The sequence below is a fragment of the Cupriavidus sp. AU9028 genome, from assembly GCF_019795295.1.
Lineage (GTDB): Bacteria > Pseudomonadota > Gammaproteobacteria > Burkholderiales > Burkholderiaceae > Cupriavidus.
Genome location: NZ_JAIMCG010000016.1, coordinates 81,964 through 108,714, shown reverse-complemented (window position 1 = coordinate 108,714; position 26,751 = coordinate 81,964). Strand labels below are relative to the sequence as shown.

23 protein-coding genes and 1 pseudogene are annotated in these 26,751 nt (G+C 61.0%); 6 read left to right on the top strand and 18 right to left on the bottom strand.

From position 1 onward, the window contains the following. Positions 1-3: 3 nt before the first annotated feature. The 5 genes from K6V06_RS17040 to K6V06_RS17020 form a co-directional block, all read right to left on the bottom strand. Positions 4-1,464, bottom strand: coding sequence for a DNA polymerase Y family protein (locus K6V06_RS17040; RefSeq protein ID WP_222245309.1), 1,461 nt, complete (start codon positions 1,462-1,464; stop codon positions 4-6). Further along, positions 1,391-2,095, bottom strand: coding sequence for a translesion DNA synthesis-associated protein ImuA (imuA, locus tag K6V06_RS17035; protein WP_222245308.1), 705 nt, complete (start codon positions 2,093-2,095; stop codon positions 1,391-1,393). The genes K6V06_RS17040 and imuA overlap by 74 nt, the downstream gene beginning before the upstream one ends. A gap of 557 nt (positions 2,096-2,652) precedes the next feature. After that, positions 2,653-5,136, bottom strand: a complete 2,484-nt coding sequence (ligD, locus tag K6V06_RS17030) for a DNA ligase D (RefSeq protein WP_222245307.1) — start codon at positions 5,134-5,136, stop codon at positions 2,653-2,655. 33 nt (positions 5,137-5,169) lie between these two features. Next, positions 5,170-5,394: a DUF2188 domain-containing protein gene (locus K6V06_RS17025; protein ID WP_222245306.1), complete on the bottom strand. Its 225-nt coding sequence runs from the start codon at positions 5,392-5,394 to the stop codon at positions 5,170-5,172. A gap of 246 nt (positions 5,395-5,640) precedes the next feature. Continuing rightward, the gene (locus tag K6V06_RS17020) at positions 5,641-6,894 is read right to left on the bottom strand and encodes a hypothetical protein (RefSeq protein ID WP_222245305.1); all 1,254 of its coding nucleotides are present in this window, start codon (positions 6,892-6,894) and stop codon (positions 5,641-5,643) included. A gap of 388 nt (positions 6,895-7,282) precedes the next feature. Between K6V06_RS17020 and K6V06_RS20895 the strand changes: the two are divergent. Then, positions 7,283-7,444: pseudogene (locus tag K6V06_RS20895) on the top strand (hypothetical protein); the annotation flags it as partial. A 111-nt stretch (positions 7,445-7,555) separates the two neighbouring features. Here K6V06_RS20895 and K6V06_RS17010 read toward each other — a convergent pair. Further along, complete coding sequence (locus tag K6V06_RS17010; RefSeq protein WP_222245304.1) at positions 7,556-8,266, bottom strand: hypothetical protein; 711 nt, start codon at positions 8,264-8,266, stop codon at positions 7,556-7,558. A gap of 566 nt (positions 8,267-8,832) precedes the next feature. On the opposite strand from K6V06_RS17010, the gene K6V06_RS17005 reads away from it, so the two are divergent. Both K6V06_RS17005 and K6V06_RS17000 read left to right on the top strand, forming a co-directional pair. Then, entirely contained in the window at positions 8,833-9,693 is an 861-nt protein-coding gene (locus K6V06_RS17005) for a DUF6884 domain-containing protein (RefSeq protein WP_370637491.1), read from the top strand. An 8-nt stretch (positions 9,694-9,701) separates the two neighbouring features. Next, positions 9,702-10,619, top strand: a complete 918-nt coding sequence (locus tag K6V06_RS17000; protein ID WP_222245302.1) for a tyrosine-type recombinase/integrase — start codon at positions 9,702-9,704, stop codon at positions 10,617-10,619. A gap of 90 nt (positions 10,620-10,709) precedes the next feature. On the opposite strand, the gene K6V06_RS16995 is transcribed toward K6V06_RS17000, so the two are convergent. The 5 genes from K6V06_RS16995 to K6V06_RS16975 all read right to left on the bottom strand — a co-directional run bounded on the left by K6V06_RS16995 (position 10,710) and on the right by K6V06_RS16975 (position 17,428). Further along, positions 10,710-11,258, bottom strand: coding sequence for a DarT ssDNA thymidine ADP-ribosyltransferase family protein (locus tag K6V06_RS16995; protein ID WP_222245301.1), 549 nt, complete (start codon positions 11,256-11,258; stop codon positions 10,710-10,712). Between the two features lie 377 nt (positions 11,259-11,635). Next, on the bottom strand, positions 11,636-13,963 hold the full coding sequence (locus K6V06_RS16990; RefSeq protein ID WP_222245300.1) for an AAA family ATPase: 2,328 nt from the start codon (positions 13,961-13,963) through the stop codon (positions 11,636-11,638). After that, positions 13,951-14,463 (bottom strand): hypothetical protein, encoded by a 513-nt coding sequence (locus K6V06_RS16985; RefSeq protein WP_222245299.1) that lies wholly within the window; start codon positions 14,461-14,463, stop codon positions 13,951-13,953. Before K6V06_RS16985 ends, K6V06_RS16990 begins: the two co-directional genes overlap by 13 nt. Before the next feature lie 163 nt (positions 14,464-14,626). Then, positions 14,627-16,036, bottom strand: coding sequence for a metallophosphatase family protein (locus K6V06_RS16980; protein WP_222245298.1), 1,410 nt, complete (start codon positions 16,034-16,036; stop codon positions 14,627-14,629). Between the two features lie 99 nt (positions 16,037-16,135). Next, positions 16,136-17,428 (bottom strand): hypothetical protein, encoded by a 1,293-nt coding sequence (locus tag K6V06_RS16975; protein ID WP_222245297.1) that lies wholly within the window; start codon positions 17,426-17,428, stop codon positions 16,136-16,138. 794 nt (positions 17,429-18,222) lie between these two features. On the opposite strand from K6V06_RS16975, the gene K6V06_RS16970 reads away from it, so the two are divergent. The 3 genes from K6V06_RS16970 to K6V06_RS16960 are packed head-to-tail and all read left to right on the top strand — an operon-like array spanning position 18,223 to position 19,840. Continuing rightward, complete coding sequence (locus K6V06_RS16970; protein ID WP_255581912.1) at positions 18,223-18,843, top strand: hypothetical protein; 621 nt, start codon at positions 18,223-18,225, stop codon at positions 18,841-18,843. Positions 18,844-18,845: 2 nt separating this feature from the next. Next, positions 18,846-19,442, top strand: a complete 597-nt coding sequence (locus K6V06_RS16965; RefSeq protein ID WP_222245296.1) for a hypothetical protein — start codon at positions 18,846-18,848, stop codon at positions 19,440-19,442. Positions 19,443-19,450: 8 nt separating this feature from the next. Continuing rightward, the gene (locus K6V06_RS16960) at positions 19,451-19,840 is read left to right on the top strand and encodes a polymer-forming cytoskeletal protein (RefSeq protein WP_222245295.1); all 390 of its coding nucleotides are present in this window, start codon (positions 19,451-19,453) and stop codon (positions 19,838-19,840) included. Between the two features lie 80 nt (positions 19,841-19,920). Here the strand turns inward: K6V06_RS16960 and K6V06_RS16955 are convergent, their stop codons facing one another. The 7 genes from K6V06_RS16955 to K6V06_RS16925 all read right to left on the bottom strand — a co-directional run bounded on the left by K6V06_RS16955 (position 19,921) and on the right by K6V06_RS16925 (position 26,726). Further along, positions 19,921-20,286 carry a hypothetical protein gene (locus K6V06_RS16955; RefSeq protein ID WP_222245294.1) on the bottom strand — a complete coding sequence of 122 codons (366 nt, stop codon included), beginning with the start codon at positions 20,284-20,286 and terminating at the stop codon, positions 19,921-19,923. Between the two features lie 223 nt (positions 20,287-20,509). Further along, the gene (locus K6V06_RS16950; protein ID WP_222245293.1) at positions 20,510-21,673 is read right to left on the bottom strand and encodes a VWA-like domain-containing protein; all 1,164 of its coding nucleotides are present in this window, start codon (positions 21,671-21,673) and stop codon (positions 20,510-20,512) included. A gap of 7 nt (positions 21,674-21,680) precedes the next feature. Further along, the gene (locus K6V06_RS16945) at positions 21,681-22,598 is read right to left on the bottom strand and encodes a DUF3150 domain-containing protein (protein WP_222245292.1); all 918 of its coding nucleotides are present in this window, start codon (positions 22,596-22,598) and stop codon (positions 21,681-21,683) included. A gap of 109 nt (positions 22,599-22,707) precedes the next feature. Further along, entirely contained in the window at positions 22,708-23,733 is a 1,026-nt protein-coding gene (locus K6V06_RS16940; RefSeq protein ID WP_222245290.1) for an ATP-binding protein, read from the bottom strand. 266 nt (positions 23,734-23,999) lie between these two features. Then, entirely contained in the window at positions 24,000-25,556 is a 1,557-nt protein-coding gene (locus K6V06_RS16935) for a hypothetical protein (RefSeq protein ID WP_222245288.1), read from the bottom strand. Between the two features lie 307 nt (positions 25,557-25,863). Continuing rightward, positions 25,864-26,334: a hypothetical protein gene (locus K6V06_RS16930; RefSeq protein ID WP_222245286.1), complete on the bottom strand. Its 471-nt coding sequence runs from the start codon at positions 26,332-26,334 to the stop codon at positions 25,864-25,866. Positions 26,335-26,345: 11 nt separating this feature from the next. Then, positions 26,346-26,726 carry a hypothetical protein gene (locus K6V06_RS16925; protein ID WP_255581911.1) on the bottom strand — a complete coding sequence of 127 codons (381 nt, stop codon included), beginning with the start codon at positions 26,724-26,726 and terminating at the stop codon, positions 26,346-26,348. Positions 26,727-26,751 lie beyond the last annotated feature (25 nt).

Below are 26,751 nucleotides of genomic sequence, written 5' to 3'. Positions count from 1 at the left end.
TGGCTAGCCAAACAGGCCGTGCAGGTACCACCGCACCGCGTCGCCATCCCGGCTGCCAAGCCGCTCCTGGTAGATCCAGTAGTGGCTGTGGTCCTGACCTTCGGCAACAAAGTAGTCGCGCGTCAGCAGCTGGCCGTCCCACCAGCCGGCCTCGATGCGCTCGGGCGGCGACACGATGCGCAGCGGGCTACCGTAGAAGGGGCGGTCGTCTCGCGTGAGCAGCGCCACTGGTTTGGCCAGCAACCACGCCGGTCGAGGCAGGCCGGGCGGTGGCGGCGCCGGCGCGGCCGCTTCGGTAAGCGGCACCCAGGCGTTCGCGTGCTCCGGCCGGTAATCGGCGCGGGTCGCCGGAATCAGGACGTTGTCGGCGCCAAGGCGTGCGACCAGCAGCTCCATCACCCGTGCGTGATCTTCCGGCTTACCGCCGGGTTCGGGAAAGAGGGATTCGCTGGGCGGTGCCATCGGCTGGACATCGGTCACGGATAGCCGGACGGCAACGATCGGCGCTGCTATCTCCAGCCGGACGAGTCGCTCGCGCAGCAGCCTGAGCAGGTGGTCGTCGTGCCAGGCCGGCTCCGCCAACGCGATATCGACCTCAGTGGGGGGAACCGCCTCTTTGCCCCGCTCATGTTCGAGGGCGACGACGAAGCGGGTCAGCGCCAGCTGATGGGCCGTCAGCCATCCAATCAGCTGTTCGATCAGGCCATTGGCGTAGGCCAACGTCGCGTCGGCGTGCTCGATCCGGTCGGTCAGCTCGGCCCGAACAGAAAAGGAGGGCGGCGCCTGCAGCCAATCGAAAATCTCAGGGGCCTCTCCGAGGGCGCGATCCAAGGCATCGTTGATGGCTTCGCCGCATCGGCGCTGCAGCCCTGCACGAGGCAGGCGCCGGATCTGCGCGAGGGTTCGGCATCCTAGGCCGTCGAAATACTCCTGGTGCGCGCGCGTCGCCGGCAGGCAGCTGGTAGGCAGGCACTCCAGTTGCCGTACGAACGACGCCGGCGTGAGCGCCGTGCCGCCGCCGGTCGCCAGCAGCCAGGACGCCTGAGCAGTAGGCGCGCAACCGATGGCACAGGAGAACCCCATCCCCTCTACGGTCCGACGCATGCGTCGGCGCAGTTGGCGAACGCCGCCAAACAATCGCAGGCTGGCCGAGACGTCGACTAGCACCGAGGCCTCCGTCGCGGGAACGACGTTCGGGGAGTACTGCAGCAGCGCGATCGCGACGCGGTTCAACGCCTCCGCTTCTTTGGCGGGGGCGCGGTCAAAGAGCAGGGTAGTGGGGGCGATGGTCTGCACGCCGCCGCGCCGCATGCCTTGTCGCACTCCGGCCACGCGAGCGCTGGCCGATGCCTGCAGCACCTTTTCTCGCTCCAGCACGGCTGATGGCAGCTCAACTGACCAGTTCGGCCGGAACACTTCGAGGGACAGCGACGGCAGGCGTAGGCAAATCCAAAGGTGCTGCATGACGGGAAAGCAAAATCGGCGAAGGCGAGAGTGCAAGGCGTAGCGGTGACTCCCGTTGCGGTCCTCGCCGCTTGATGAAGGTCAGATCGACACCGCCCGGTGCCGGCGCAATGGCGATGCGCAAGGGCGCGGGTGAGCTATCGCGTGCGCAGGCAAGCGGCCGGACCAGGCAGAAGAGCGACTCGCTCGCTTGCGCGGCGAGATGCAGTCTCCGGAGCGACTCCCCGCGGACATGTTGCTGCCAACACAGCACGGCGCCACAGGTGCCGGCGCGCAGCAGCTGCTCGGCGGCCCACAGTAGATCCGCAATGCGCTTTGGCTGGAGCCATAGCAACCGCTCGGGCGAAATGCCCCAGTTGTCCCAAGCCAGCGTCTGAGGAATATGGGGCGGCGCCAATAGCGCGATGGGTCGCTTGCCGAGCGCCAGCAGGGAAGGGCGCAGCAGCCGCAGTTCGCCGACACCGGGCTGCTGGACGAGCAATTCGACTAGCGTACCGAGTGGCCAGCCGCCGCCGGGGAGCTCTTGACTGAGTGCTTCGTCGCCTGCAACCAACGCGCGCCCCGTCCCTCGCGCCAGTTGAGAGGCGCGCCAAAGTGACGGATGGATGGTTTCAGGGGCGGGGCAGGACATGGTGCGGTCTTTCGATCAGTGTACTGTATATCTATACAGTATGCACTTCCCTTAAACCGCATGCCGTAGAGACCCGGTTTCAATCACGCTTCGTGAAAGGACAACCAAGCCCGCGTGCCGACCCGCTGATACGTGTGCTAATGTGGCGCCCACATTACACGCCGTCCGATATCGACGTGTCTCTGGCTAGATGCTTTTCGTGAGAACCGCGAAATGAACGCCAAATCTCCCTCGCCGTTGCCGCGTTCGCGCTGGTTGGCTGCACCACTAAGTTCACCAAGCTAGGCGCCACCGAGGCGGGCTTCCAAGCCGACCAGCACGCTTGCAGCTACGAGGCAACAATGCATGCAGGCGGGTTCGACAACAGCTACCGCAGCGCGATGGTTTCGGGGTTCGACCTAGCCATGCGGCGCGACGAAACTCTATTGGCCTGCATGAAGGCGAAGGGCTGGACTTGGTAAGCGACTCCTGCATGAGCGACGAGGCCATAGGAGCGCGGTGAGATTTTTACTGGCGAGTAGCGGCCCATGTCAGCGGGCGGAAACATCGCAAGTCCGCTAGGCGAAGTGTCGAATGGCCTTTGCCAACGTTTGGCACTGCGCCCAATACTCGGCCCATGGATCGGCGCGTTGGAAGCTGACGTATTCCCTGGCGTTGCGAATCGTCCAGTTTGAAGCACCTTTCAGGTCCGCCAGCTCTTCCCACGCAAGAGGCATTGACACGCCCATCCCTGGCCGAGCGCGGGCCGAGAAAGCCGCCGCTGTGGTCTGCGCATGGCCATTCCGAAGGTAGTCGACGAAGATCTTGCCCTTCCGATTCGCTGGCCCAGGCTTGGCAGTAAATCTTTGAGGGATCACCCCAGCGATATGGAGCACTACGGCTCTCGAGAAGTCCTTCACGGCTTGATAGTCCTGCCGGCCAGTCAGCGGCACGACCACATGCAAGCCTTTGCCTCCACTGGTCTTCAGCCACGACTTCAACCCTAGCTCGTCCAGCAGCGCTTTCACCAGCAGCGCTGCTTCTTTCATCGCCTGCCACGTCACGCCTTCGCCCGGATCAAGGTCCAGTATGAAGCGGTCCGGTGTGGTTATCCGCTTCGCCACAGAATTCCACGTGTGGAACTCCACTACGTTCATTTGAGCGGCGGTGACGATGGCCTCCGCGGAGTTTGCAACGAGCAAGGCGGCGTGCCCCGGCCAAAGCCTTGCCGGCAATTCCGACAGGCCGGGGATGGGAGTTTCCGCGTGCTTCTGGAAGAAAGTCGGCTTGCCGATCCCCTCTGGTGCACGGACGAGCGACAAGGGCCGATCTTGCAGATGCGGCAGCATTCGCTCTGCAATGCTTTCGTAGTAACGCACCAGCTCGAGCTTCGTGATTCCTGCGGTGTCGTCGATGACTCGGTCAGGATTAGTTACCCTCACGCTTGCTACGCCTTTCGGGCTCACGGAAGTCTGCGCTGTTTCTCTCTGGACGCTTCTCACTGGACGGTCAGCGCGCAAGCCTTTGAAGGACGCGTGTCGAACGTGCCCCTCCGGCGTCCATTCTGAGAACTCCACTTCAGCGACCAGGGATGGCTTGACCCACCGAGCCGGGCCGGCGCTACCTCCCCAACGTCTAGCCTTGGCATAGACGTCGAACGGCATCGCGTCTATCTCATGCTTGCCTAGCAGTCGGCGTAGCTGGACAGCGGTAGCGCTGTCCCATCCAGTTCCTACACCGCCGGTGTAGACCAGCCGTTCGCCGTCATAGACGCCGAGGTACAACCGCCCGATCTCATGCCCCGGCGCGCGCTCAGAAAACCCGCCGATCACAAACTCCTGACGCAGCTTGCACTTTGTCTTGAGCCAAGTGCCGGTCCGAGCCGACACGTAGGGCGCGTCAGCGCGTTTGAACATCAGACCCTCAAGGCCGAGGTCGCAAGCAGCTTTGAAGAGCTGTGGACCTGGTGCATCGATGGCCTCACTGAAGCGCAGCCGTGCGGGTGCCTCCTCGAGTATCTGGGAGAGCAGGTTCTTCCGCTCGGACAAGGGGAGGGCACGCAGGTCGTGCCCATTCCAGTACGGCACGTCGAAAAGGAAGTAGACGATCTCATCGTTGCCCTTCCCCGAAATCGCGTTCTGCAGCGCATTGAAGTCTGGCAGGTCATTGCGAAGGACTACGATCTCACCGTCGAGCCAGCCTTCCTGCAGGTCCAAGTCACGCAAGTCGGCAACCAGTGGTCCGAACTTGCTGGTCCAGTCGTGGCTGTTCCGGGTGAACAGCCGCACGTCATCGCGCTCAATGCGCGCCAGCAACCGGTATCCATCGTATTTGGTCTCGATGAGCCAATCTGTTCCGACCGGCACGGTAGCCGAAAGCGTCGCTAGTTGTGGTGCTAGCTTCACAGGCAAAGGAGTGCGGGGCGCTTGTTCGATGGAGGTTCGGTCACCGTGGGCGTCCTGCCCGGAGGAGCCTTCGCTAGCGGTCGAGGCAGGGCCGACGCTGTCAGGCAGAGCGGTCAGTACATCGAACTCAGCGAGCGGCCGGGAGAATGCGTCTCGCTTCTTGAACAAGATCCACTGCTCACTTCGGTCCCCAGGTTTGGCTATTCTCACCAGTTCCCATCGGCCAAGCAGCTTCTCGCCGCGGAGGTCAAACAGGAGTTTGCCGGCGACCAAGCCGTCGTGAGGGTCACCGATAGGGGTCCACGTGCCGCGGTCCCAAACAATGACGGATCCAGCGCCATAGTTGCCCTCCGGTATATCCCCCTCGAAGGATGCATAATCGAGGGGATGGTCCTCGACGTGGACGGCGATTCGCTTCTCCGAGGGGTCGTAGCTGGGCCCTTTGGGCACGGCCCAACTCTTGAGCACGCCATCCAGCTCGAGCCGGAAGTCATAGTGCAGGCGTCGGGCCCAGTGCTTCTGAACGACAAACGACAGCTCAGGGCTGGCCCCGCTGCGCCGCGCCCGACGCCCGGCGGGCTCCGGCGTCCTTGCGAAATCGCGTTTGGCGTCATACTTCGCCAAGGGAGCCGAACTGGCTTTCTTCTGCCGGGCCATCGGTGAACTCGACGGCGTAGCTACAAGTAACCCTTATCCCTTCACGTTCCGGGGGTCGTGGCCGAAGCTGTTGCGCTCCCGGATCTGGCCATCGCGGCCGTGGATGAACAGCTCGACCTTTGCCTCTTTCGCCCTTTCGGTGGCGGCCTTGATAGCGTCCTCCTGAGATTGGTAGTGGACATTGGACCTACCGGCGCCTTCCGTCTCTACCGCCCAGCCATTGCCGTCAGCGGGGACGACATGAATATTTGCCGCCATAGTGACCTCCTATGAGTATCCTGGTCTTGTACTGCGGAAAACCCAAACGCAGGTATCGGCTTGTGTCCGACAGGCGTTAGTGGGTAGGAAACTGCCTTGGGGCAGCGACCCGTAAGAAGCAGCAGGGAGGAGCTCGAAGTTCACATCGTCTTGCTACATCTCTGGACATGTGATCACCAGAAGGCGTCACCACTAACAATGCTCCGATCGAGGACGCCGGCGAAGACAAGAGCCCGAGCCGCCCGTTCACTCCGTGCCAGACGTCTTCTCCTGTGCTTGCAGGAGGGCTTCCACATCGTTCAGGCCGAATCGCAAGCGGGGAAACTCGCCATGCTCCATCGCAGAATCGAATACCTGGAAATAGGCGCTAAGAAATTGCGCTGGTGAAGGACAGAACGTAGTGTAAGAGTGCAGTTCTTCATACTCCAACGCCAGACAGGGATGCTCTCCGCGGCCGAGCGCATTGAAGAGTAAGGCACTATATGCATCGTAGTCGTCCAAGAAGAGCTCGCGCACGACCACAAGGGCCAATATGTTCCGCTGCCCCAGATCGACCACGACCTCTTCCCCGTCCACCCTCATTCGCAAGGGACGCGTGCGTTTGATGTAGCTAAGCGCTCCGACAACTTGGTTGATCGCCGATCGAAGCTGTTTTCTAGTCGTAGTCCGCTTTCGCTCGATAGACCGCTGCAGAGTCTGTGAGGTGTTGGGCGAGTCCTTCGCCTGGATCACCAGGCACACGTCGTCCGTCAGGACGACCACGTCGGCGATCTCCTCATTGTCGTAGTGGCGCAGGGGCGCATGAAAAATCTGGTCGGGCCGGAAGACGCGCTGAAGCAATAGGATAATGTCGAGCTCTTGGGGCAAGCCGGCTTCCACTCGTTCAAGCGTCGTGAAGCCTCGCCCCTTGGCGCCATGGAAACGATACAGGTGATCGCGATCATCTTCGATGAGCTGGTCATCAGGGAAGAGAGGCGAGACAAATTTTACTCGCATTGCCCCTGCATCATCCGTGGGGTTCCGACGACCGAACCAGGCCTTTGCCTCTTCAGTAGCGGCGTGATAGCCGGCGTGGTCGATTCTAGGAAACTTAAGGTGATCTAGTCGGGCCTTCGCCTCCAGTGGAACGTCGGTGATCGCGCGGTAGCCGGCTAGCTCCCGATTCTGCTCGTCGAAAAGATGGACGAAAACCTCACGACGGGTAAGCGCGTGCAGGAGATCGTGGGTGTCGGGATGGTCATCAAGCATCCTCCAGCAGACCAACGGCTCATCGTCGTCGTCATCGAAGGCACACATCAGCCCGTAAGAGGCTACGTCCGCCACATCCACGGGAACGACATAGATGCGAAAACCGTGGCCGAGCTTGATCGGCAGTAGGTAGCTGACTGGAAGTTTCAGTAAGAGCCGTGGTACACCTTCGCCATGGATACGAATGCTATGAATACCCAGCGGGTGCTGCAAGGCCGTTTGGCAGACCTCCGGATGGTCGAGAGAGAGCATGGGCGGAATAGTCTTCTTTCTTCCAGTTGGAATTAGTACTTGGTACGGCCGTATATGGAAGAGACGAAGCCCTTGCTCGGCTCACCTTTAGGCTCCTCTGCGCGGTTTTTCCGGACCTTGGCAATGGACCGCGGGCGCAGTCCTACCATCATTTCGGCGGTGCGCCGCTCGCGTTCTACCTCCGCCTCGACTGCTGTGGCAGTCCGATACTTCTTGATACCCGTCTCCCTTTGAGAGACTCGAACAATCTGGGAACGATTTTTTGACATAATTTATATTATCGGTCACGGAGCTGTTGGAGCTAATTGTAATGTCCGGTTTTAGCCAATTTCAAATGTCCGACTGAGCTAGCGTACCCTGAGCGGCTGCCATCCCCACGGGAGCCGCCATGAACCTAGACCGAATTACGCTCACCATGCGGCAGAGCGATCGACTGAAGGTGCTGCAGGCCTTGGCAGACGGCATGCTCAAGACCGGGATTGCGGCGGCTCGGCTACAACTGTCGACGCGGCAGACGTTGCGACTGCTGCGGCGGTACCAGGCTGAGGGGCCGGCCGGCATCGCTTGTCAATGGACGGTTGGGCCGCCCAGGACACCAGCAGTTGCCGCCGGGTCTCGAATCCCGTGCCGCGGCGCACACGTTCAGTCGTTGCGCGTCAGCCTAGACAAACGACGTAGCCCCGCCATCTGCGCCGACTCCGAGTGTCCAGAGGTACTTGTCGAAAATGCGGTCAGCGAACCAAACTTCTTTGAAAACCGCCTTTGCCTCGGCATGCACACCGGACGGGATGCAAGTCCACGCGAGCTGGCGAGGCAGGTCGACAAGCGCTTCCGCCAGAACTCCCTTGTGCGCGTTGAACTGATCTTTCCAGACTGCCGCATACTGCTCGTAGTCGACACCCAATTTTCCTCGAGAACCTCTGAGGCAGCCGAGTGCATCAACTGCTCGCTTGTCCAGTATTCGCACCTCGTGCTCGCCAGCAAACCATAAGAACTTCGTGGCTGCCGACAGCAGATTGGTTCCAGTAATGCTCTTTACCGGCGCGACCTTGCCGAGTTCAATCGCGAGAGTGTGTACCTTGACCTCAGCTTGCTCCTCGCTTTGAGCGGCGGCCGCTAAGTGCGCTGCCGCCGTCACCCATCGTTGACCGCTCGAGCGCGGATTGTCCTTTTCGGTCTTGAATCCGCGGGCCACCATGTACTTCGCCGCGAGTTCTCCCAGAACGAGATGATCAATTCCGTTGGCGCCGTTTTTTCTCAGCTCCTTCATGAACTTGCGGTCTGTCGTGAACCATTGATTGGCATAGGACAGCGCCGAGTGCTTCATCAACCAAGGCGCGCTCGCATTTGATTTTTTCTTCGCCGATTTCATTGATCTCCCTTTTCGCAGAATCTGGTGAAAACGTGGAGTGCACAGCACCGGAGGACTGCCGGTGTGATCATCCGACCCGTAAGCAGACTGATTGCATCAGTCTGCTCCTGGCCGGTAACGGCCCCTCGCCGGACGGAACGCCGGGTTGCTATCCGGCGCATCTAGGCGCTGCCCTGCCCGGTCGCAGGCCGCGCCAGGCCCGGCCTCCACCCCGCCCAGGCACCACCGCCCTGCTTTTCCGATAGGCGCATCACGATACCTTCGAATAATTGCCCGGTGGACAGAGCCATACTGTTACTCCAATGAACGCATCCCGGAGTGCTCATCGGTGAGTGCGGGTGCGAAAGCCAAAAATCCTAACTTATGCCCGGGCGCCCAACCGCCCAATATGTTCCCTTGCACAAGGGACCGTTGTAGTAAAAGAACAGCCATCGAAGCGTCGCAAAATTAGTGGTGCCGAGGAAGCGAGTGTAAATCGCGGCAGATTGTGGCGCGACCCGTTCGCGTGCCTTGACTACAGGCGAGAGCCGGTAGGGTTGAAGCGGTCTCAACGCAACAACTGCATCATGGTCCCTACTTCGCCATCTGCCGCACCGCGGCACTCGGATCAGCATCCCTACACGGATCCGGCCGCCCTACTGCTGCTTGCGTGCTCCGGCAGAAAGCTCGACCGACCAGCCCCAGCGATGGATTTGTACCAGGGCGTCATGTTCCAGTCGTATCGCGCGCACGTCCGCGCCGGCGGGGAACCGGCGGTGCTCATCCTATCCGCACGCCACGGTTTTCTGGATCCCGCGGCCCTTCTCAAGCCGTACGAGGAGCGGATGTCCCCCGCGCGCGCTGACCAATTTCTGGCGGGCCTAGACGAGCTCGTTCAGAACACCCCCTGGCCCACCGACGTCCGCCGGGTGCTGCTGGCCGGCGGGAAGGAATATCGCCGCGTCATGCGAGCAGCAATCGCTCGAAGGTATTCGGCAAGGATCTGCATCAACGAGGCAACCAGTGGCATCGGCATGCAGCGCTCGCAGCTTGGGGAGTTCCTCAGAAGCGTCGCACCCACGTTTTCCGATTGTATTGGGCAGCATGGGAACGGAATGACGACCTTCCGAAGGTATGGATGGCTTGAGGCCGGCGCCGTTGTCGACCTGCGCTATAGGGCTGCGCCGGCGGTATCCGCTGAGAGGGCTCGGGTGCTATCACTCTTCTTGGGGCCGGCTGGGCCAACTGCCGAAGTCGAAGTCGACCGCGTTGCCCGCGGACATGTGAAGCCCAGCCCGCGGTGGGTTGCTGTCACGGACCTTGCACCACAGTCCATTCCCCCTAAGCACATGCTGTCCAAGGGCAGGCCTGGAGGCCCCTTCTTTTGGAGGCTCTACCGCCTCGAAGGAGGCGGCAGGTGTTTGTGGTGGGGCAACTTCAGTATATAACAGCAGCCATGACTTCTCGCACCTTTTGGCTCAGCAATCCCTCGCTCGCTTACCAGGATTGGCAAGCCCGCGAAGCAGCCGGCTCCGATCGTCGCCCCTTCTCTCCACGATCCGTGGTGCAACACCGGGCGATGTTCGAGAACTTTCTCAAGCACCTGGTCGCCAACGGGCAAAGCGTCGCATCCTTCGGAAGCGCCGATATCGCTTCGTTCTGGCAGTCAGGGGACGCGAGGTCGTACTCGCAGCAGACGCGAATGCGCTACGTAAAGCTCCTCGATCGACTATGCCGCCACCTGGTGTTTTCGGGGGTTCGCCACGACAACCCCGCTTCCGCCCTACTTTGCTCCGAGAGCTGGCCCGAACACGACCCGATGCCGCAATTTCTCAATGAGGCAGAGGACGCGCGTTTGCAGGCGTATGTCGCTTCTCCGCCTGACAACCTTGCTGGTCTGCGGAATAGGGCCATCGTTGGAGTCTTGCTGGCGACCGGGATCACCGCTGCTGAGTTGCGAGGCGCGCGGATGCAAAACCTGCAGCCCGCTGCCGCTCCACCCTATCTCGTTGTCCCTGCACGCGGCGCGAGGGACGTACGGACCGTCCATATCGACGGTTTTGCGGTGCCGCTTCTACAAGAGTGGATCGCGCGGCGCCAGAAGATTCCTGTCGCGGGCGACCTTCTCTTCACGCTCACACCCGACGGTCGACCAGTTACCGACATGAGCCTTGGCCGGATCGTTTCGGCAGCGTTGAAGGGGCTTGGCTACGCAGGCGCTGAGCCGAGTCCACGCACCTTGCGGAACACGTATGGCCGACGCCACTTACTAGCGGGACGGAGCCGTGACGAAGTCAGCCGTACGCTAGGACTGGTCAGCAGCCGGACCTGCGATCGCCTCAGCGCAACCATAGTGAAGGCCGCAGTGTTGTGAAAGGTGGCCTGTCGCCTTGCTAGTTCCGCGGTCCAAGCATATGGAGCGTGCTTTCGGTCCGGCAGATGCGGACCCTACCCCGCCGGTTCTCTAGGGGTCGATCTCGTCGGCCCCGATGATGAAGCGCCGCGGTACACACTTGGGCACAAGGACTTCGTAGTTCAAGAACTCAATCCAACGGCCTTTCCCGGGATATTCGCTCTTGGTTTGGTCGGAACTATAGGCGATCTCCCAATCCATCTTGTGATATGCACGCATGACTGGATAGATTTCCGATCGAGTCGATCGTCCCAGAGACACACGCACGCCGGGTTCATAGATCACGTCAGGGTCGATACGGAGGAGGAGCCACCGGCGCCGACGGTTATCTTTCGGCATAACAACGCTCCGATGGAATGAAAGGAAGACGTCGTCATCTACGCCGCGCTCAATGTCCAGCGCTCGGGACAGCGCATTACCACCTGGACTGCCGGGGTAGATTCCCCGCGCGCTGGCTTCTCGGTTAGACAAAAGGCCATGCTCATGAATGGAGAGCGCCTGCGCCGGGTCTGTAAGATGGAACAGAACCCCGTACATATGCTGAACGATTTTTTGATGCAGCAGGGCGTCGCCCCACTGGTCTCTCGGCTTTGCGGCCATACTCTTTAGGTGATCCGGATTGCACGATGTTACGCGGCAGAAATATCGATCGTCAATCTGCTTGTGGGGGTGGCCGATTGCGCCCGCGAAGTAGTGGCTCCACGATCCGCGATTCTCACATCCGCGGATGCCAAGGCGGAGCCTGCTAGGCGCAGCTGATGTCACTAAGAAAGTGCCAGCCGGTTACAAAAAAGAACGAGCCGACCCATCGGGGCCGACCCGATGGGTTGAAAGGGGATTACTGTTGATCAGCGTTGGGATGGCCAGGCCGTCAACGAAAGTACGAGCGACCAAAAGAAGAAGTGCCCGGCTCAGAGAGCGCGGGCACTGGATTGAAAGAGACGCCGATTCTGCGGAAGCGAGACAGCCCAGCCGATCTAAGCCGCGACAGCGAGCTTGGTGACGTCGATCACCGCATCGGCCTCGTCGACCAGATCCGGTGTTTGGGAAATGAAGAATTCCCGCTCGTACCCGCCTAGGCGGAGCACCTCACGCTTCATCCTCATGAACGCGCGCTTGCGCTCCGGATCCAGGGGCCCGTCCGCTTCATCAGTGAACAGGGTCCTGAACGGCTGCCGCGCATCGCGACCCCGGTAGAGGGCGATTCCTCGCGTCAGACATTCGTTGATCCAGACCTTCTGGCCACCGCTGATAACCGCAAACTCCTTTGAGCTATCGTTATCCGCATCCAGCACCTCAATCGAGAAGCTCTCCCGAGCCTCGCCGCTGGCCAGCTTCGTCTGCGTCTGGATCGCGATCGTAAATCGCGGTCCATAGCAGGCCAGGAGCAGGTCGTTCACGATAGACGTAATGGCAGGCCCGGCATCGTCGATCGATAGCGCGATCACGCCATCGTTCCCCAATCCCTTCGCCAACAACTTCCATCGCGCAATCTCGTCAGAAATCGCTTGTGCCCTGCATTCCAGCGAAGCGAGGCCGGCAAGATCCGCCTTCAGCCGCTCCAGCTCAGAGCCGAGAGAACTTTGGTGGCGTATGGCAGCTTCGATGCATCCGTCTGCACTACCGATCGCTTCCTTCTCGGAAACGATGCGGCGCTCCAGGTCAGCGATCAGCGCAGTAACGTCGGTGATCGACAGGCCGTCCAGTTCCCGTTGGACCGCAGTGAGCTGCCCCTCGACCTCAAGAAGGCTCCGGTTGAGGCGGTCCCTTCTCTCTGTCTCTTCCTGTTCGAGAGCGGCTAGAGTTGACCGTGCCTTTTCCAGCCCCGCGGCGGCTGCAGTTAGCAAAGGTCGCTTCGCTGCAAGTCCAGTCAGGCGATGCAACTCCTGATTGTCTGCTGCGATTTGGCTTCGCAATGATGCGACGGCGGACCGGGCGTCCGATAGCCGCTGCACAGCAGGCTCCATGGTTTTGGCCTCGTCATGCTTCGCGCGGTACGCCGTCCGCAGCTGAGTGACCTCCACGATTTGCGTCGCGTACCTGCCACTCGCCTCACGGGCTTGAGCCAGCAAGGGGCACTGGTTGTGCAATGGATGGCCTTGGCATGGAACGGTGTCCATGACGTCGGTCTGCGCTTTCAAAGTCTTGGCAAGCTTCGCTGCGACTGAGCCACGCTGCTCCATTCCGCGAAGCTCAATAGTCAGCGCCGCATGACGGGCAACCACAGCCTCGATCTCTGTTAGTTCCTGCTGCATCGCAAGCACCTGCGCCTGCTTTCCACTCAAGGCCAGTTGTACCGCATCACGACGACTGTCAGCCTCCCTGATCGCGTCCCCCTGTGCGAGGGTCGCGCCGTGGACGGCTACCGCATCGTCGGCCTCTCGCCGGCGCGCACAGTGACGTGCCGAGGCGCTGTGCTCATCCGCGACCAATTGCTCACGGCGCGTAGTCACCTCTCGTCTGCGTTGAGCCAGCTCCCGCAGACGGGCTTCAGTCCCGGCCGCGGCGGCCTGCTTTGCGGCCAGCGTGGCGCGTTCCTGCTCGAGCTTTCCAATGGAAGTAAGGTGGTCGGCCCGAAGTGCCCTGGCCGTGGACAATGCCAACTCGATCTCTTCGATCTGGCGCGCCAACGCGGAAGCGTTGGTGCGCTTGGCGGTCAGCGTCGACACTTCACGTTGCACGCCTTCAAGCGAACGGGTCAGCGCCTTTGCCACCTCGGATGCCTTGCCTGCCAGTTCCCGTAGGAACTCAATGCCGAGCAGCTCCGCCAGCAGCTTCTTGATCTCGGAAGGCTGGTAGCTCGCCAACGGGCGCCGGTTCTGCGCGGAGAAAACGCTTGTAAAAAACGCTTCGGGAGATCCAAGCACCGCTTCCAGGCATCGGCCGTAGGTGTCCGCCTTTCCGTCAGAGAGGGTCCCGTCGGCGAGTTGGACAGGAGCCCACTCGCCAGCGGCATCCCTCTCGAACAGGTAGTACTCGGCCTTGCGGCTTTTGCCGGGGTTGCGAAATGCGAAGGCGGACCGGTAAATCTTGCCACCGTATTCCCATTCCAGGTCCTTCTCAGCACGGGGAGCACAGAGATGGTCCCAGTACGAGAAGCCGTCCGCCGACATCTTGCTCGCATGGCTTGGCATAAGCGGGTACGGATGCAGGTTGTCCATAAGCGTGGTCTTGCCCGCGCCGTTGGGGCCGACAATCGCAATCAGTCCTGGGGGAAGTCCGGCGAGGTCAACCGTGACCGTGTCCCGATGCATGCCATCACGGATTCCATGAAAGCCGGTGAGGGTCAGTTTCAGTGGACGCATTCAGCGATCTCCTCACCCGAGAGGGAATAAAGGTAGTCGGCTGGTACCTCCAGAGCATTGCCATAGAAGGGATCCAGGGCGGGCTCCGCGGGATCTGCGTGCGTGGGCCCGTCGATTGTCCGTTGAACAACGCCGACGACTTCAGAGAACTGGTGCCCAGCCATTGCCAGCAAGGACTTCCAATCGTCATACCCGGTAATGACCTTGAGTTCGAGCGCGCTCCACTGGCCCGCAAAGCCCTTTGAGAACGACCAGATCAGGTCTTGCAACTCCTTAGACGGAGCGACGGCATACCATTCGGTGCCGTTCTCCGCACCGAGTGCCATGACGACCATGTGACCCCGTTTAGCGATCACAGCGCCTCTGCCGGCGCCAAATGGTTCGTAAAGCATGCACTGCGTGAAGCCGTGCTGCTCGTGCAAGGCCTTCGCCAGAACCGCGCGATTGACCAAGGCTTCGAAAACATGAACCCACTGGGGGCCAGCGTGATACAGAATCATGATGCACTCCAAGAATGACGGAGTGCACCCCTGACGGAGAGCACCCCGCCAGGGTAGATAAGATGGTGTTGGTTACTGCATATCGATGCGTCAGAGACGCGGGGGTGAAACCGGGTTTCGACAGCCTCTTCGGCTGTCGGAACATGGCTTGCATGTCCAAGGGTTAGGCGGAAGCATCCGCAAAAAGATCATCGGTCAGCCAATCCATCCCTGACTTCTCCGCGGGGGTGGCGGGCTGGCGTGGCTTGTCTCCGCCGTTCGCCGTCGGAGGGGAAGCTTCGGGCACATCGGCGACGGAGTTCAGCTGCGAGCTAGCATCCCCGACGTCCAGGTGTGCCAGTACACGCTCAACAATGGATTCAGCATCAAGCGTCTGAAGCATCGTTAAGCGTTCCAGCAACGGGTTGGTGTCCACTGCGGTCAGTTCGCCCCACCGCGCGAGCTTCTCCGGTACGCTGGTTTCCCGGCTGATGCCCTCGGCCCTACTGCGCACGGCGGGCAGGACACGAGCCTCGAGCTTCAGGTCGGCAGACTTTCCGAATAGAGCCGTGATCGCCTCTCGGTCGATCACTTGGCGATGCTCCTCATCAACCGTCCACCGTAAGCGAACGAACTTGCCGGCGGCTTCTTCCGCCATCGCCGCCAGGCGCTCCATATCGGGAGGTCCATCGAAATCGAGACAGACGGTCTCGCGAGCCGGCGTCGGGACTAGAGATGCCGAGGCCCTTCCGGCGCTAACCTCCCACTTCAGGTAGCCCTTGTCGCCTAGCTCCCCATAGTGAAAGCGCCCAATGGAACCGGGATACGCAACGACGCGTCCCTCCCGCTCCCATTGCTGGGCACGATGGATATGGCCAAGCATGAAGGCGTCACAGTTCGCCTCGAACAGCGCGCCGATCGTGAATTCGTGGTCGAAACCCGCCATAGGGACGCCGTGCTCTGTTTGGCAGCCATTAACAGTACCGTGGGAAATCCCGACGGTTCGGACGCCCATCCGCCGTAACTGTTGATTGACGACGCCAGCGGCCTCTAGGTACGCACTCAGATGATCGCCAAGAGCCGTGGGGGCCAGCGTTACTCCTACTGCCGAAGCCAGTACTGCCTTATTGACGGTGGGCACACATGTGAACACCACCTCGGGCTCGCCCTCATCAACGATCAGCTGCTGAAGCTTTGCAGCTGTGAAGACGGCTCCAACCGACGGTACGAATGTTCCTCCACAGAGAGCCACCTGGTGGATCCGATCCGCAACGTAGACTCGATGACGCTCCCCAATAAGGCCGAAGATATCCAACGTGCCGGGCGGCTCGTGACTGAAGGTACCTTGTAGCATTACCACCGGCATGTGCGACGAGAGCTGGTGGATGCGCCGAGCAAGCGCGGCCAGCGCGGGCGTATGAGCGTCAAGCCGATGATCGGTCGAGTCTCCCGAAACCACTGCAACCTCACAGCCGGTCTCGATTGCGTGCTCCACTGCAAAACCGAAGCAACGGTCGGACTCCGCAAGGTGGCCCGGGGAATAGTGCAAATCTGAGAAGTGGCATAGACGCAGGCTCTCGCCCTCGTTGTCCATAGGACCTCCAAATGGTTTGATATGCCGACGAGCGCGGCGAGAAAAGGACAGCGAGCGCGCTAGCGCGCCCGCCTACCGGACCCTAACAGGGAGCCGGTCTCAGGAAGAAACTTCAGTAGCAACCGCTTTCACTTTCTGGCGGTACTCGAGAGGGCTGTGAGCGAGGGCCGCGCGCATGTCCTTCACGATCTGCCGGATACACGTAGGACGGTGATTCCATCCTTCTCCGTAGCTTTCCTTGAGGAAGGTGCGCAGCTCCCGTTGGGCTTGGGTGCTCTCATGGAAGCCCAGGCCTTTCGCGGCCTGATCGAAAGCGGCCCGGAGGTCTTCATCCGGGTCAAGCTCCGTTCCCGAACCGGACTCATCCGCCTTCGGCTCGTCGGCTTCTGCCAGATTCGGCTCTTCGGCCGATGAATGGCCTTCGCCAGAGAGGGCCGCAACCGCTTCAGATGCCGCCATACCATGCGGTATGCGTGCACGATCGGAGCCGTCCAGAAGTCCTGCCATGTCCAGATCCGCATCAAGCGTGATCAGCCACTGCTTCTGGCGTACCGGCCGACCGGACTCCAGGTCGATGCGGCTGATCTCAACTTCCTGCTTGCCGATCGTGAACTCGACACCTACCAGGCGGCCGCGCGCTAGCGCCACCGTCTGCATGGCTGCGTGCGCCTTCTGGAGGACGTAGATCGACGTCGTCGGCATCTTGATCAAGCCAAGCCCGCGGCTGGCAGGAATCGCGAAATAGAACGACGCGGAAAGGTTGCAATCCCCCTTCTGGTACTGCGGACAGCTATGGGGATCGCACCGGCCGTCCGGGATGGCGTCGTCCTGCCTCAGAATGATCGGCCGACCGCCCCAGACGCGCCTTGCCCGGCTGGCGCGTTCGTCTCTCGGCAGAGCCCCATACGTCTTGCAGTAGCGCAAGCCATCAGGTCCGTATTCCGAGAAGAACTGCTTTCCGCTCGTGGCATACGCGACGAGCTGGTTAGGCATGTTCTGTAGCCAGTCGTCGAATGCGAAAACCACCGGGAAGCGCCAAAGGCGGTGGCCGTTCCCATCCCCTCGGTCCTCACCGTAGCGTTGCAGGATGTCGTCTGCGATTGCGGGGTTCGTGAAGTCCGAACCGCGGCACGTGAACCACGGAACATTCTTCGGAACTAGCGCGTTGCGCAGGTTTGTCTTGCGTTCGATCTCCGCACCGATCTTCTCGAACGAATGCCCTTGGGCCAGCAACATGTCATGAATCCTGACCGCCTCAGGGTTGTCCCGTGCTTTGCGCGTTAGGACTTTGATACCGGGGCGGATGGTGCCGATGATAGGTGGCCGCATGGGCCGTTCATCGAGCAGGCTTCTCGGGCCTTCGAAGCCGTTGTAGGTTATGGGAGCATGCATGCTTTCCTCCTGTCGGATGGGAAACGAATGGACGTTCGCCCGAGGAGACGCAGCACGGCCGCAAGGGCGCGAGGCTGTGTCTGCCCCGCGCTGGGTCGCTGGTTGAAAAATGAGCCTTTTCCACGCATGGGATCATGCGTGAAGCTGAATTGGGTCACCGCAAGAAGCGGCTAAGCAGAAACCGGAAACAAAAAAAGCCCGCGTCCCGGATGCGCCGGAAAGCGAGCTTTGTCGAGAAACCTGAAGCGCCACGCCCCTTCCGGGGGCGTGGCACTCAGGGAGCAAGGCGCACAGGGCACGATGCTCATGCTGAGGACGTAAAGTCGCCCTCGTGCAGCACGATCACGCTGCACAACAACCCATTTTGGACAAACGTCCACCGCAGGAATCACGGGTCAGCCAACGACGGCTGTTCTGCCTAGGAGGGGCCTGAGAGAGACGCCACATGGTCCCAGGCTCGAACAGTGTCCGCGTGCTCTCATAGAGAGGCACAACAGAGACGCGTTTTACGAGCTGACATGGGAAGTGCTCGGCGAAGTCACTTATCACAAGGGAATTTCCACACCGGTAGCCAACCGGTCGGCGCGTGCGCAATATGCACGACTTGAAGCAAGAGATGGACTCGCTACGAGTCAGGGTCGATGCGTCAGTGACGCGAGGTGTGGAGTGAATTGTGGCACGTGCCTTCCCAACGGGAATGGCGAATTCTCGCTATTTTCATATAGCTTTCGCTAAAAAGATCGGGGTGCACGCGCCCACAATTGCAGGGAGAGAGATCGTCATAACATGGAAAAATGGCTGAAGAATCGCACACCCAAACAGCGATCGAGCCGGGGTTGCCACGGGGGTCCGTCATAAGCGGGACCGACAGCGCCGCGGCGGCGGCTGGACTGCGCCGAATCGATAAATTCAACAGTGATGGCCGGCTTTCGCGCATCGTCCCGCATACGGACACCGGAGCCGTCGCGTCATACTGCTCCAGGTTCGCCCGCGACTTCCTAGACGCGAATCTGTACTTCTGCTCGGCGAAATTCACCGTAGCGCGCGGTGGAAAGGTGAAGGCGCTCGACGAAGCCTTCCGGGAGGCCGAGTCGTGGTACGCCACCGCTCTGGCGGACTTCGCTGAGCGGCACCAAATCGAGTTCCCCCTCGCCTACATGGAGATTCCGGTCAAATTGACGCACCAGTTTGCCGGGCGCCTCCTCAGACTTGTGCGTCTCTATGATCGGCTGTTCGCGTCGACGATGTTCTGCAACGCTGCAGGGTCGGTCTCCGGAGCTGAGAGGGAAGAGGTGCTCCGCCGTGCGGCGAAGCTGGTTTCCCAGATTCACATTCTCTGCATACCCGACAACGACAAGTTCGCACAGGACGGCAGCCGCGTACCGCAGAAGGCCAGCGGCTCAACGAAGGAATGACCATGGATCTTCGCGACATCCAGCGCCTGCACGAGCAATACGCGCAGGGACCTCTAACCATTGACGTGGAAGCTGCCCCCATAGCCGCGGCACTCCCTGCCCCGAAGGCGCGGTCCCGCGGTGAGCAGGCCGATGGGAAACGCGCACATGGCGCATACCTCATCGAGAACCGAAAGGTGATTCTCATGATGGTGCTCGTCGCTGCCATTGCCCTGCCCGTCGGCATGTTCATCGCATCCGCAACCAAGCAATCGAACGCCGTTCCTGCCGTGCAGGCGACGGCGATTGACACAGAGCGTCAGCGGGATGGGGGCCTCGAAGCATCGAGTACGCGGTGGCCGGACACCCCCTCCGTTGCTGAAGTGGAAGCGGCAGTGCCGCACCCGGAGAGCGATGCGGCCTCGAATCCAGCGCCCTCCCCATCTAAGGCCCCGCCGCAGCGTCCTGTCGTGCAAACCGCGCCGGAGCCCAAAGCGCGCCCTACTCCGCCGGCGCAGAAAGAGCCTGCATCGGAGGTACGGAAGCAAGAGGCGACATCCCGCGCAGCAGTTGTGCCTCAGAAACAAAACACGGCTGGCGGTGAGATCAGACTCTTCTAAGGGGCACTATGAGCGATAGTCCATACTTCAGCCTGGTACAGGCCGGATTCACGGTGGAAGGCAACATCGTCAGCGACCATGGGATGACTTGCATGGGCTTGGTGCTTGGCGATGTGAAAAGCTCTCGAGGACTTGTCCACGTGGCAAGAGGAGCCGTGATCCGAGGCGATGTGCATGCGGAACACGTCATCGTCGACGGAACCGTGGAGGGTGAGATCAGAGCCCTCTCATCGGTATTGCTGAACGGCCGCGTAACGGGTCAGGTCCTCTACGGCGGCACTATCCGACTTGGCGCCGATGCAGACCTCAAAGGTGTCACCCTCTCGCGCACGCCGCTCATTGGGCATGACGAGACCAACAGCGCGGCGGCACGGACAGCACCAGAGCCAATATCCTGATATTGACTTGCCGACGGAAACGCACTGCTATAGCAGTTCCTTTCGACAAAAAGAAAAGCCCGGCTTACGCCGGGCTTTTTCTATGATACGCGCCTCAGAGTAATCAACTCCGCCTGCGTGAAAACGCCGGGGAACGCTATCCACGGCAGGTCGACGCCGAATGGCTGACGGAAGGAAATATGCGGAAAATCGCGGGACAGTTGGACTCGGAACATCCGCTCCGTGCCATCTTCACCGCGGACCGAGTAGGTCTGGCCATGGCGGAGTTCAAAGACGATCGCTCCTTGCCGAAGCAGAACCGTTCGCTTGGCCAGACGATGGAACCGAGCGTTCATCCACTCATCGTAGGGGACTGCCTTTCTCAGCGATCCGCGGCGTTGCCACTCCAGGAATAACTCTGTAAATCGCTCTTTGCCGTATCGGGAAGTGTCTGTTGGCTGTTGCATGCGCAGCTCCAGCACTACGCCGCCTACCCACGACGGCCCGCCGCTACTGCGCCTGGGTCGTGAACCGGCAGGCGGACGTAGCAACGAGAAAAAAGAAGAGCCCCGGACGTGCCGGGGCTGGAGCCGTCAACGGACTACTGTGGTACCTGAGATCGGCACACCAGTAGGACGCTTGAGGCTGTTAGAGGAGAAGCTCAAGAAGCGGATAGCGATACCGGCGGCATCATACGATCACTGGTACCGTCTCTCCAAAGGGCGGTGCGGCAACCCGGTCAAGTGGGGTGACAGACGCCCAAAGGGTCGGATACGGAGGCGCCGCCGGCGGGAACGCTCCCAGCAAGTCAGTCAGATAGACTAGAAATGCCGGTTCTATGCCCTCGCGCTCAAGCCAAGCGAACGGTGGCCGAAAGCTAGTGCCCCCGCCCCCTTTTAAAGGCTGCAGATCGATCGTCTCATCGCGCTCGAACACCTGCACCTGAGTCACACGGCTATCGCAGTCGATGACAATCAGCCGGGCCGGCCGCAGTTGCTCATGCACGGCGACGATCTCGGCCGCGAACTGCCGCTGCGTCTCGTCGAACACCGATCCGCTGGAGTCCCGCACAAAGACCGCATCGCCTACCGCTTCCGAATGCAGCCCAGGCAGGAAGAGACCCAGATGCAGGTAGCGCCGGTTCGGCGCCCGCCAGCTGTAGTCGGCAGTGGCAGCCTGAGATGCAAAGCGATGAAGAACTGCGCGCCAGTCAACTGAGGGGCTTAGTGCGGCTTCTACTAGGTGCTCGAGATCACCAGGCAGAGCCCCGCGCATCTTCGCAGCCTTCGCTGCTTGACTCACCGCGACCCGCCATTCGCCTTCAACGGCCGCAGCGTCGCCGCCCGCGTATTGCCTTACCTCGCCACAACGGCTGGACACAGGTGAGGGAGCAGACGACGCTTGCGCTTGCGTTGGCTGGCTGCTTTCCCGCCCAGCTCGATCCCCACGCTGTTTGTCGGCCGAATCTTGCCGCAGCATGGAGTAGATCTCCTCGGCCGACTTGCCAAGGAAGCGGCCATCCAGCAATGAGCCTTGGGGCAGCTTGAACTGGGCGTTGAGCACGAGCGGGTTTACCGCGTAGTCACACGCCTCGTCCCACCGGCCCTGATCCCGTGCCCCCATGCGCCAGCAATGGCCGTTCGCCACGTGGAGCACTTCATGCGCAAGAGCTCCGCGTAACTCCAAGTCGTCCAATGTGGCCACGTAGTCCGCGTTGTAGCCAAGCCGCACGCCGTCAACCCAAAGCGTTTCGCAGGACGGGTCCTCCACTAAGGAGAGACGCAATGCGAGCGCACCAAAGAACGGCTGAGATAGCACCAGGGCTGCACGCTGCTTCACGATCCGGTCACGCATGGCGACCTCACGCGGCAAGCAGTTGCAGCATCGGCATATCTCCGGCCGGCTTTGTGAACGGAGCTGGCGACCCACCCATGAACGCCGCCATCTGCGCCTCGATTTCCATCGCGCGTTCAGCCACGTTCAAGCGCAGGAGCGGATCGTCCTTCAACTGAGATCCCGTGTAGCAAGCCAATTGAGCTTGCGTCTTCGCGAGGATGTCTGCAAGCGCCGGGTCGTCCGAGAAATTCAGCTTAGGCAGCAGAGTGCTGAGCTCCCGCACCTTATCGGCCACGTCCAGTCGCACATTGCCTTCCCCGTACAAGCGGTTGGCGAAGTGCTGTACTGCCTCGTAGAGACGGCCGACAAGGTCGTTGTTGGCGGTCTTCACCGCGCTCATCACGCGACCATCCATTTCGTTGCGGATGCCCTTCAACACGTCAGGTGGCAGGTCAATGCCAAACTGGCTCGCGTCGGGGAACGGCAGAACCGAGAAGCGAATACCAAACTTCTTGCGAAGCTCCGCCTCTGGTGGGTAGTCCGATTCGTCGAAGAGCCCGTTGAGCGCGACTTGCGCCTCGTCCTTCAGCCTTGGGTAATCGGCCAAAAACTGCTCCGTCGCGATCTCAAACTCGTCCCTGAGGGCGCGAAGCCTTGCCGCCACATCCATGTACACGGCAGTCGGCAGTAGGCGCACGCCAAGCTGGTCGTAGTCCAGCGAATGGCTATCGAACAGCGCGCGGGCGCGGTTTCCGATCGCGCATACTTCCTTATACGACGTAGCGCCCTCCGTCAGCAGCCGCTTGTTGAAGCGACCGATATCCTTGGCTTCATGCTTGGCCTCGACGGCTTGGGTTGCGCGAGTGTCAAACCGGCGTGCCCGCCAGACCGACACGTTCAGCGTGGACAGCATTACGCGAGAGGTCAGGTTAGTGATGTTCATGATGTTTCCTTGTTGGGACACCGCATGCTCGCGGCGTAGAAATGGGGAGAGCGCCGGTCCGGGGGAATCCCGGCCGGCTGCTGAAGAAGGCAAAGAGTGAGAACGGGTCTCAGCCACCGCGGATGTGGGCGCCAATGGGCCCACCTTGCGCGGTGATGAATGAAGGCGTGTTGACGATGCCAGGCTCGCGCTCGACCGCATCGCGGACCAGCAGAACCGCGAACTCGCCGAGGCCAGCTTCATGGAGCCGAGTCGCGTAGACCATGACCCGATCGAAGTTGTTTGGATTGGCTAGCCGGGCCAGCGCCGTTACAAGGGCGTACTGCACTGCAACGTTCTCAGGGATCGGAGCTGTGGCAGGTGCCGTGAGAACGCCGTCCGGGGAAGGCATCTCCCGAAACAGACGCCTGAAAGAGACGAACTCGGTCGCGGCTGCCTCTCCGACCGCGCCGGCGAATGCCTGGTGCTCGAGGGACGGCGGTACCACCCGCAAGAGCTTGCCGATGTTGCCCCAAGTGCGCGGACTTTCCCGGTTCTCAATCTCTCGTGTTCTCTCTTTCGACTGCAACAGATCAGGGCGAAAGCGCAGGAACGCGATGAGCTCGGGCGGCTGATTGGTTGCCACCGCCCAGCGCGTCCAATCCTCGATGGACGTGGACAGCTCCACGATAGTCGCGAAGCGGGACTTCAACGGATCGAGGATGTTGGACACGCCTGCGTTGTCGACGCGCCTGTTCGTTGCTGCGACGAAAGTCACGTGGTCCGGGAGGACATGCTCGCCGATCCTACGGGCAAGGACCAACTGCATCTTCGCCGCTTGCACCGCGGTAGGAGCCTGACCAAGGTCATCAAGGAACCACACGGTAGGTTTCGACGCGCCGAGTGCCCGCTCCAGGTCCCCGAAAGGAAGGAAGCGGGCGGTAGCGCCATCTTCGGCGGGAAAGGGCAGGCCCTTCGAGTCGGTGGGATCCTCCACGACCGGATGAGAGATCAGAAGGTCGTGGTCGGCCTCTGCGGCGGCGCGCGCGATGATATCGCTCTTGCCGATACCAGGCGCACCGGTCACAAGGACAGGCAGCCTGGCGGGAATGCAGGCAGCCAGCAGGGCTTGCAGTTGAGATGGATTCAGGTTCATGGGATTGTCCAGATTGGATATCCCACAGGCCGCCCCCACAGGGATGGTCCCTGTGGGAAGGTTCAAGAGATAAGCCGGCATGCCGGCGTTGGGGTCGATGCGTCGGTGACGCGGGTGAAACTGTGTTTGGACTGATCCTTACCAGTGCGAACACAGCTTCTTTGGACTCAAGGCTAAGGGATGCTGTTCCTGCGGGCCCACTGGAAACCTCCTGAATTCAATATGCCTTTCAAAAGAATCCCCCGGCCTCGCGGCCAGGGGAGAGTTCATGCTGCAAGGGGAACGAGAGCCACTGACTGGGCCAGCCTTGCTCGGGCATAGGACAACGTCCCATCCTTTGCCCTAAGGCGGCGATAATGACCGCGGCGGATGTCGTGGATGAAATACTCCCTGGCCCGCCCACGAGGCCGATCAACGATCCTCGAATAGCCCTCGGCGATACACAAATCGACGTAGTCGCGGCCGTTCAGCAACTGGCCATTGTCCATCCGCCAGCGTGACGACTCTGCGAGCTTGCAGGCCTCGTCAAAGTCTCGCGCGGCAAGCCGCTGCGCTTTGTCTGCGGCTGCCTGCTTTTCCCACTGTTCTTGCTCCTCTGACGAGAAGCCGCACATCGCGAACAGCCGCTGTCTACGCAATGTTGAAGAGCAGCCCAAGAGGTCCACTCCGAGGACCTCGCGGACAGCGCGCTTGGAGTCAGTATTCCAATCCCTCGGGCCGTCAAACACCTTGAGCAAAGTGGCGACGTCACGCTGCAGGACTGCAAGGGCCACTTTGTTTGCCCAACCATAGCCTGTCGAGAGGCGTGCATTTACCGCTCGGCGTGAAAGATCATCGAAGCGCCGCTGACTAATCCGCATCGCTTCACGGTCGCTCTTAGCGCGAGCCATCGCGTCTTTGAACAACCGCTCGGTGGTGAACTGATGGATCCGTTCGGCCAACGCTGATACTGGGGCAGCATCGTCGCCGACGGGCAGTCTCAAGGGTGGCGTAGTCACCGGTGGCAGGATGCCGGCTTCGAACAACACGTCGTCGATGAGCGCGTCATTCGCATCGACCGGGGCCTGCCGCAGCGTCGAGAGCAGCCTTGGAGCATTGTTGGGCGTGATCGGGATATTCTCACTCCGCATTGCAAGGCAAAGGCCTTGCAATTGTGACTCCGTCAGACCGCCTCGCCACTCTGGCACTCTGATGAGGACATCCATCCATTGCAGGTCGGATCTGGTCAAGCTCGTGCGATCTCGGTACGCGTTGATCACGCAGGTGCGAACAGGATCGCCGCGCAGCAGAGCGTAGGCCACATGCACCTCATGACGCGCGTTGACGCCTCTGTTCGGATGGTAGGGCGGGCCGTTGGTCCCGTACCCAAAGCGACGAACGAACTCGGTCTCGACGAAAGCGGCGGCATCGAACTGACTCTCGAAAAGGTCAGCGGTCTCGGACAACGCCCCTGTGCCCGTTCGATCTGTCACCGAAGCGACTTCCTCGGGAAAATAGCCAAGGCGGCCCGCCGTGGCCACTGAGCCCCATGAAGTTCTCGTCAGCTCATGCGGACGGAGCACCTTCCCGTCGACCCGAACAATAAATCGATCGATTTCCTCAATAACCTGCGATAACACGGCCCGGATCGAGCCTACCGGTCGGACGCCGAACTTGCCGTGCCCCAGGCTAACGACGGGAATACTGCCCCGCTCCACGTGGCGTACCGAAATGTCTTCGACACGGGGCATTGCGCGACCCTCTCGGTCGTCATTGAGCAGGTGAAGCACGCCGGCGAGCGTCGTGCGAGTTTCGGACCGTGGTCCGATGGCGACTACGTACATTGTGCGCTCCTGGAGGAGCACGATCCCACCGGGGAGCGTGCCCCAGTGGGATTGGAAGGGTAGGAGCTGACCAAGGCTGCGCCTATGGGAAAGCTCCGCTGCAATAGAAATGAAAACGCACCCCGCAGGGTGCGTTCAGAACCTGGGCCGACAATCGGCACCGAAGTGGACCACAATTGCGTGCGCCAGAAAAGTGGCGCATCAATCACTCAGTCCTTGTTTACCCGTCGACCGTTCTGGTCCGCCCAGAGCAGATAGGCAGCGAAGCCACCGCCGACGATTACAACGAAAAGGCCGAGAGTCATACTCAGTCTCCTTTGGAAAGCACTGCACCTGCCAGAAATAGTACAACACTGATGGCCGACAGGCTCACCACGTCGGTTATTGCACTGACGGACCAGACCCGAGTCGAGCCAATGTAGCCACAGGCGGCGATGATTGCCGCCGCGGAAAGCGTGTGCGCGAAGCGGCCATACTGCTGCCGTTGATCCTTCGTCGGGGCGACAATAGCCGTCGCGACCTGGGATAGGATTGCCTTACCTTTGCGCTTGGAGCGGTCAAGATGATAGACGCCCTCCTGGACTGCGATAAGAGGATAGCGATAGCCATCCTCATGGGCCGCAAGTGCGAAGCCCTCCCCCGCGTTCTTGGCGCGCTGCACTCGGCTGAGTAGGCGTGAAGGCAGTGTAACCAAGCCCGTTGACGGGTCATACGGTGCTTGCCCGGTTGTTTCCTCTCCGACCGTCGATGTGAACGTGACTCTGATGAGTACCGTCATGGCAGTACGCCTTAACGTCGGCGTCCTGCCACCACCCGGAAGGTGGAGAGCAGATTGGCGTAGCCCTGATCCGTACCAAGCGACTGGACGTTGACGGCGTTACAGCGGCCGCCGGCACGATCGCCTCGCCCTTGACAGGTACGGTACGACATCTGCACCCCGCCTGCACCAGCTGAAGGCTGGATCTCGACGAGCAACGAGTCGGTCTGCAGGGCGAAAACGTCGACGGCACGAACACGATGGCTGTGTGAGCGAATCGTGAATTCGCGCGACCGCAGGGCCATATCGCACGCGAACCGGCGCAGAACACGGCAGGCGTCGCGCCGGAAAGTCTGGCACGCGGGCCGACCCTCGAGTGAGGAGTGTGGCAGGAAAGACTTAGGAATTTTCATGGGATATCCTCGGGAATGGGGACAT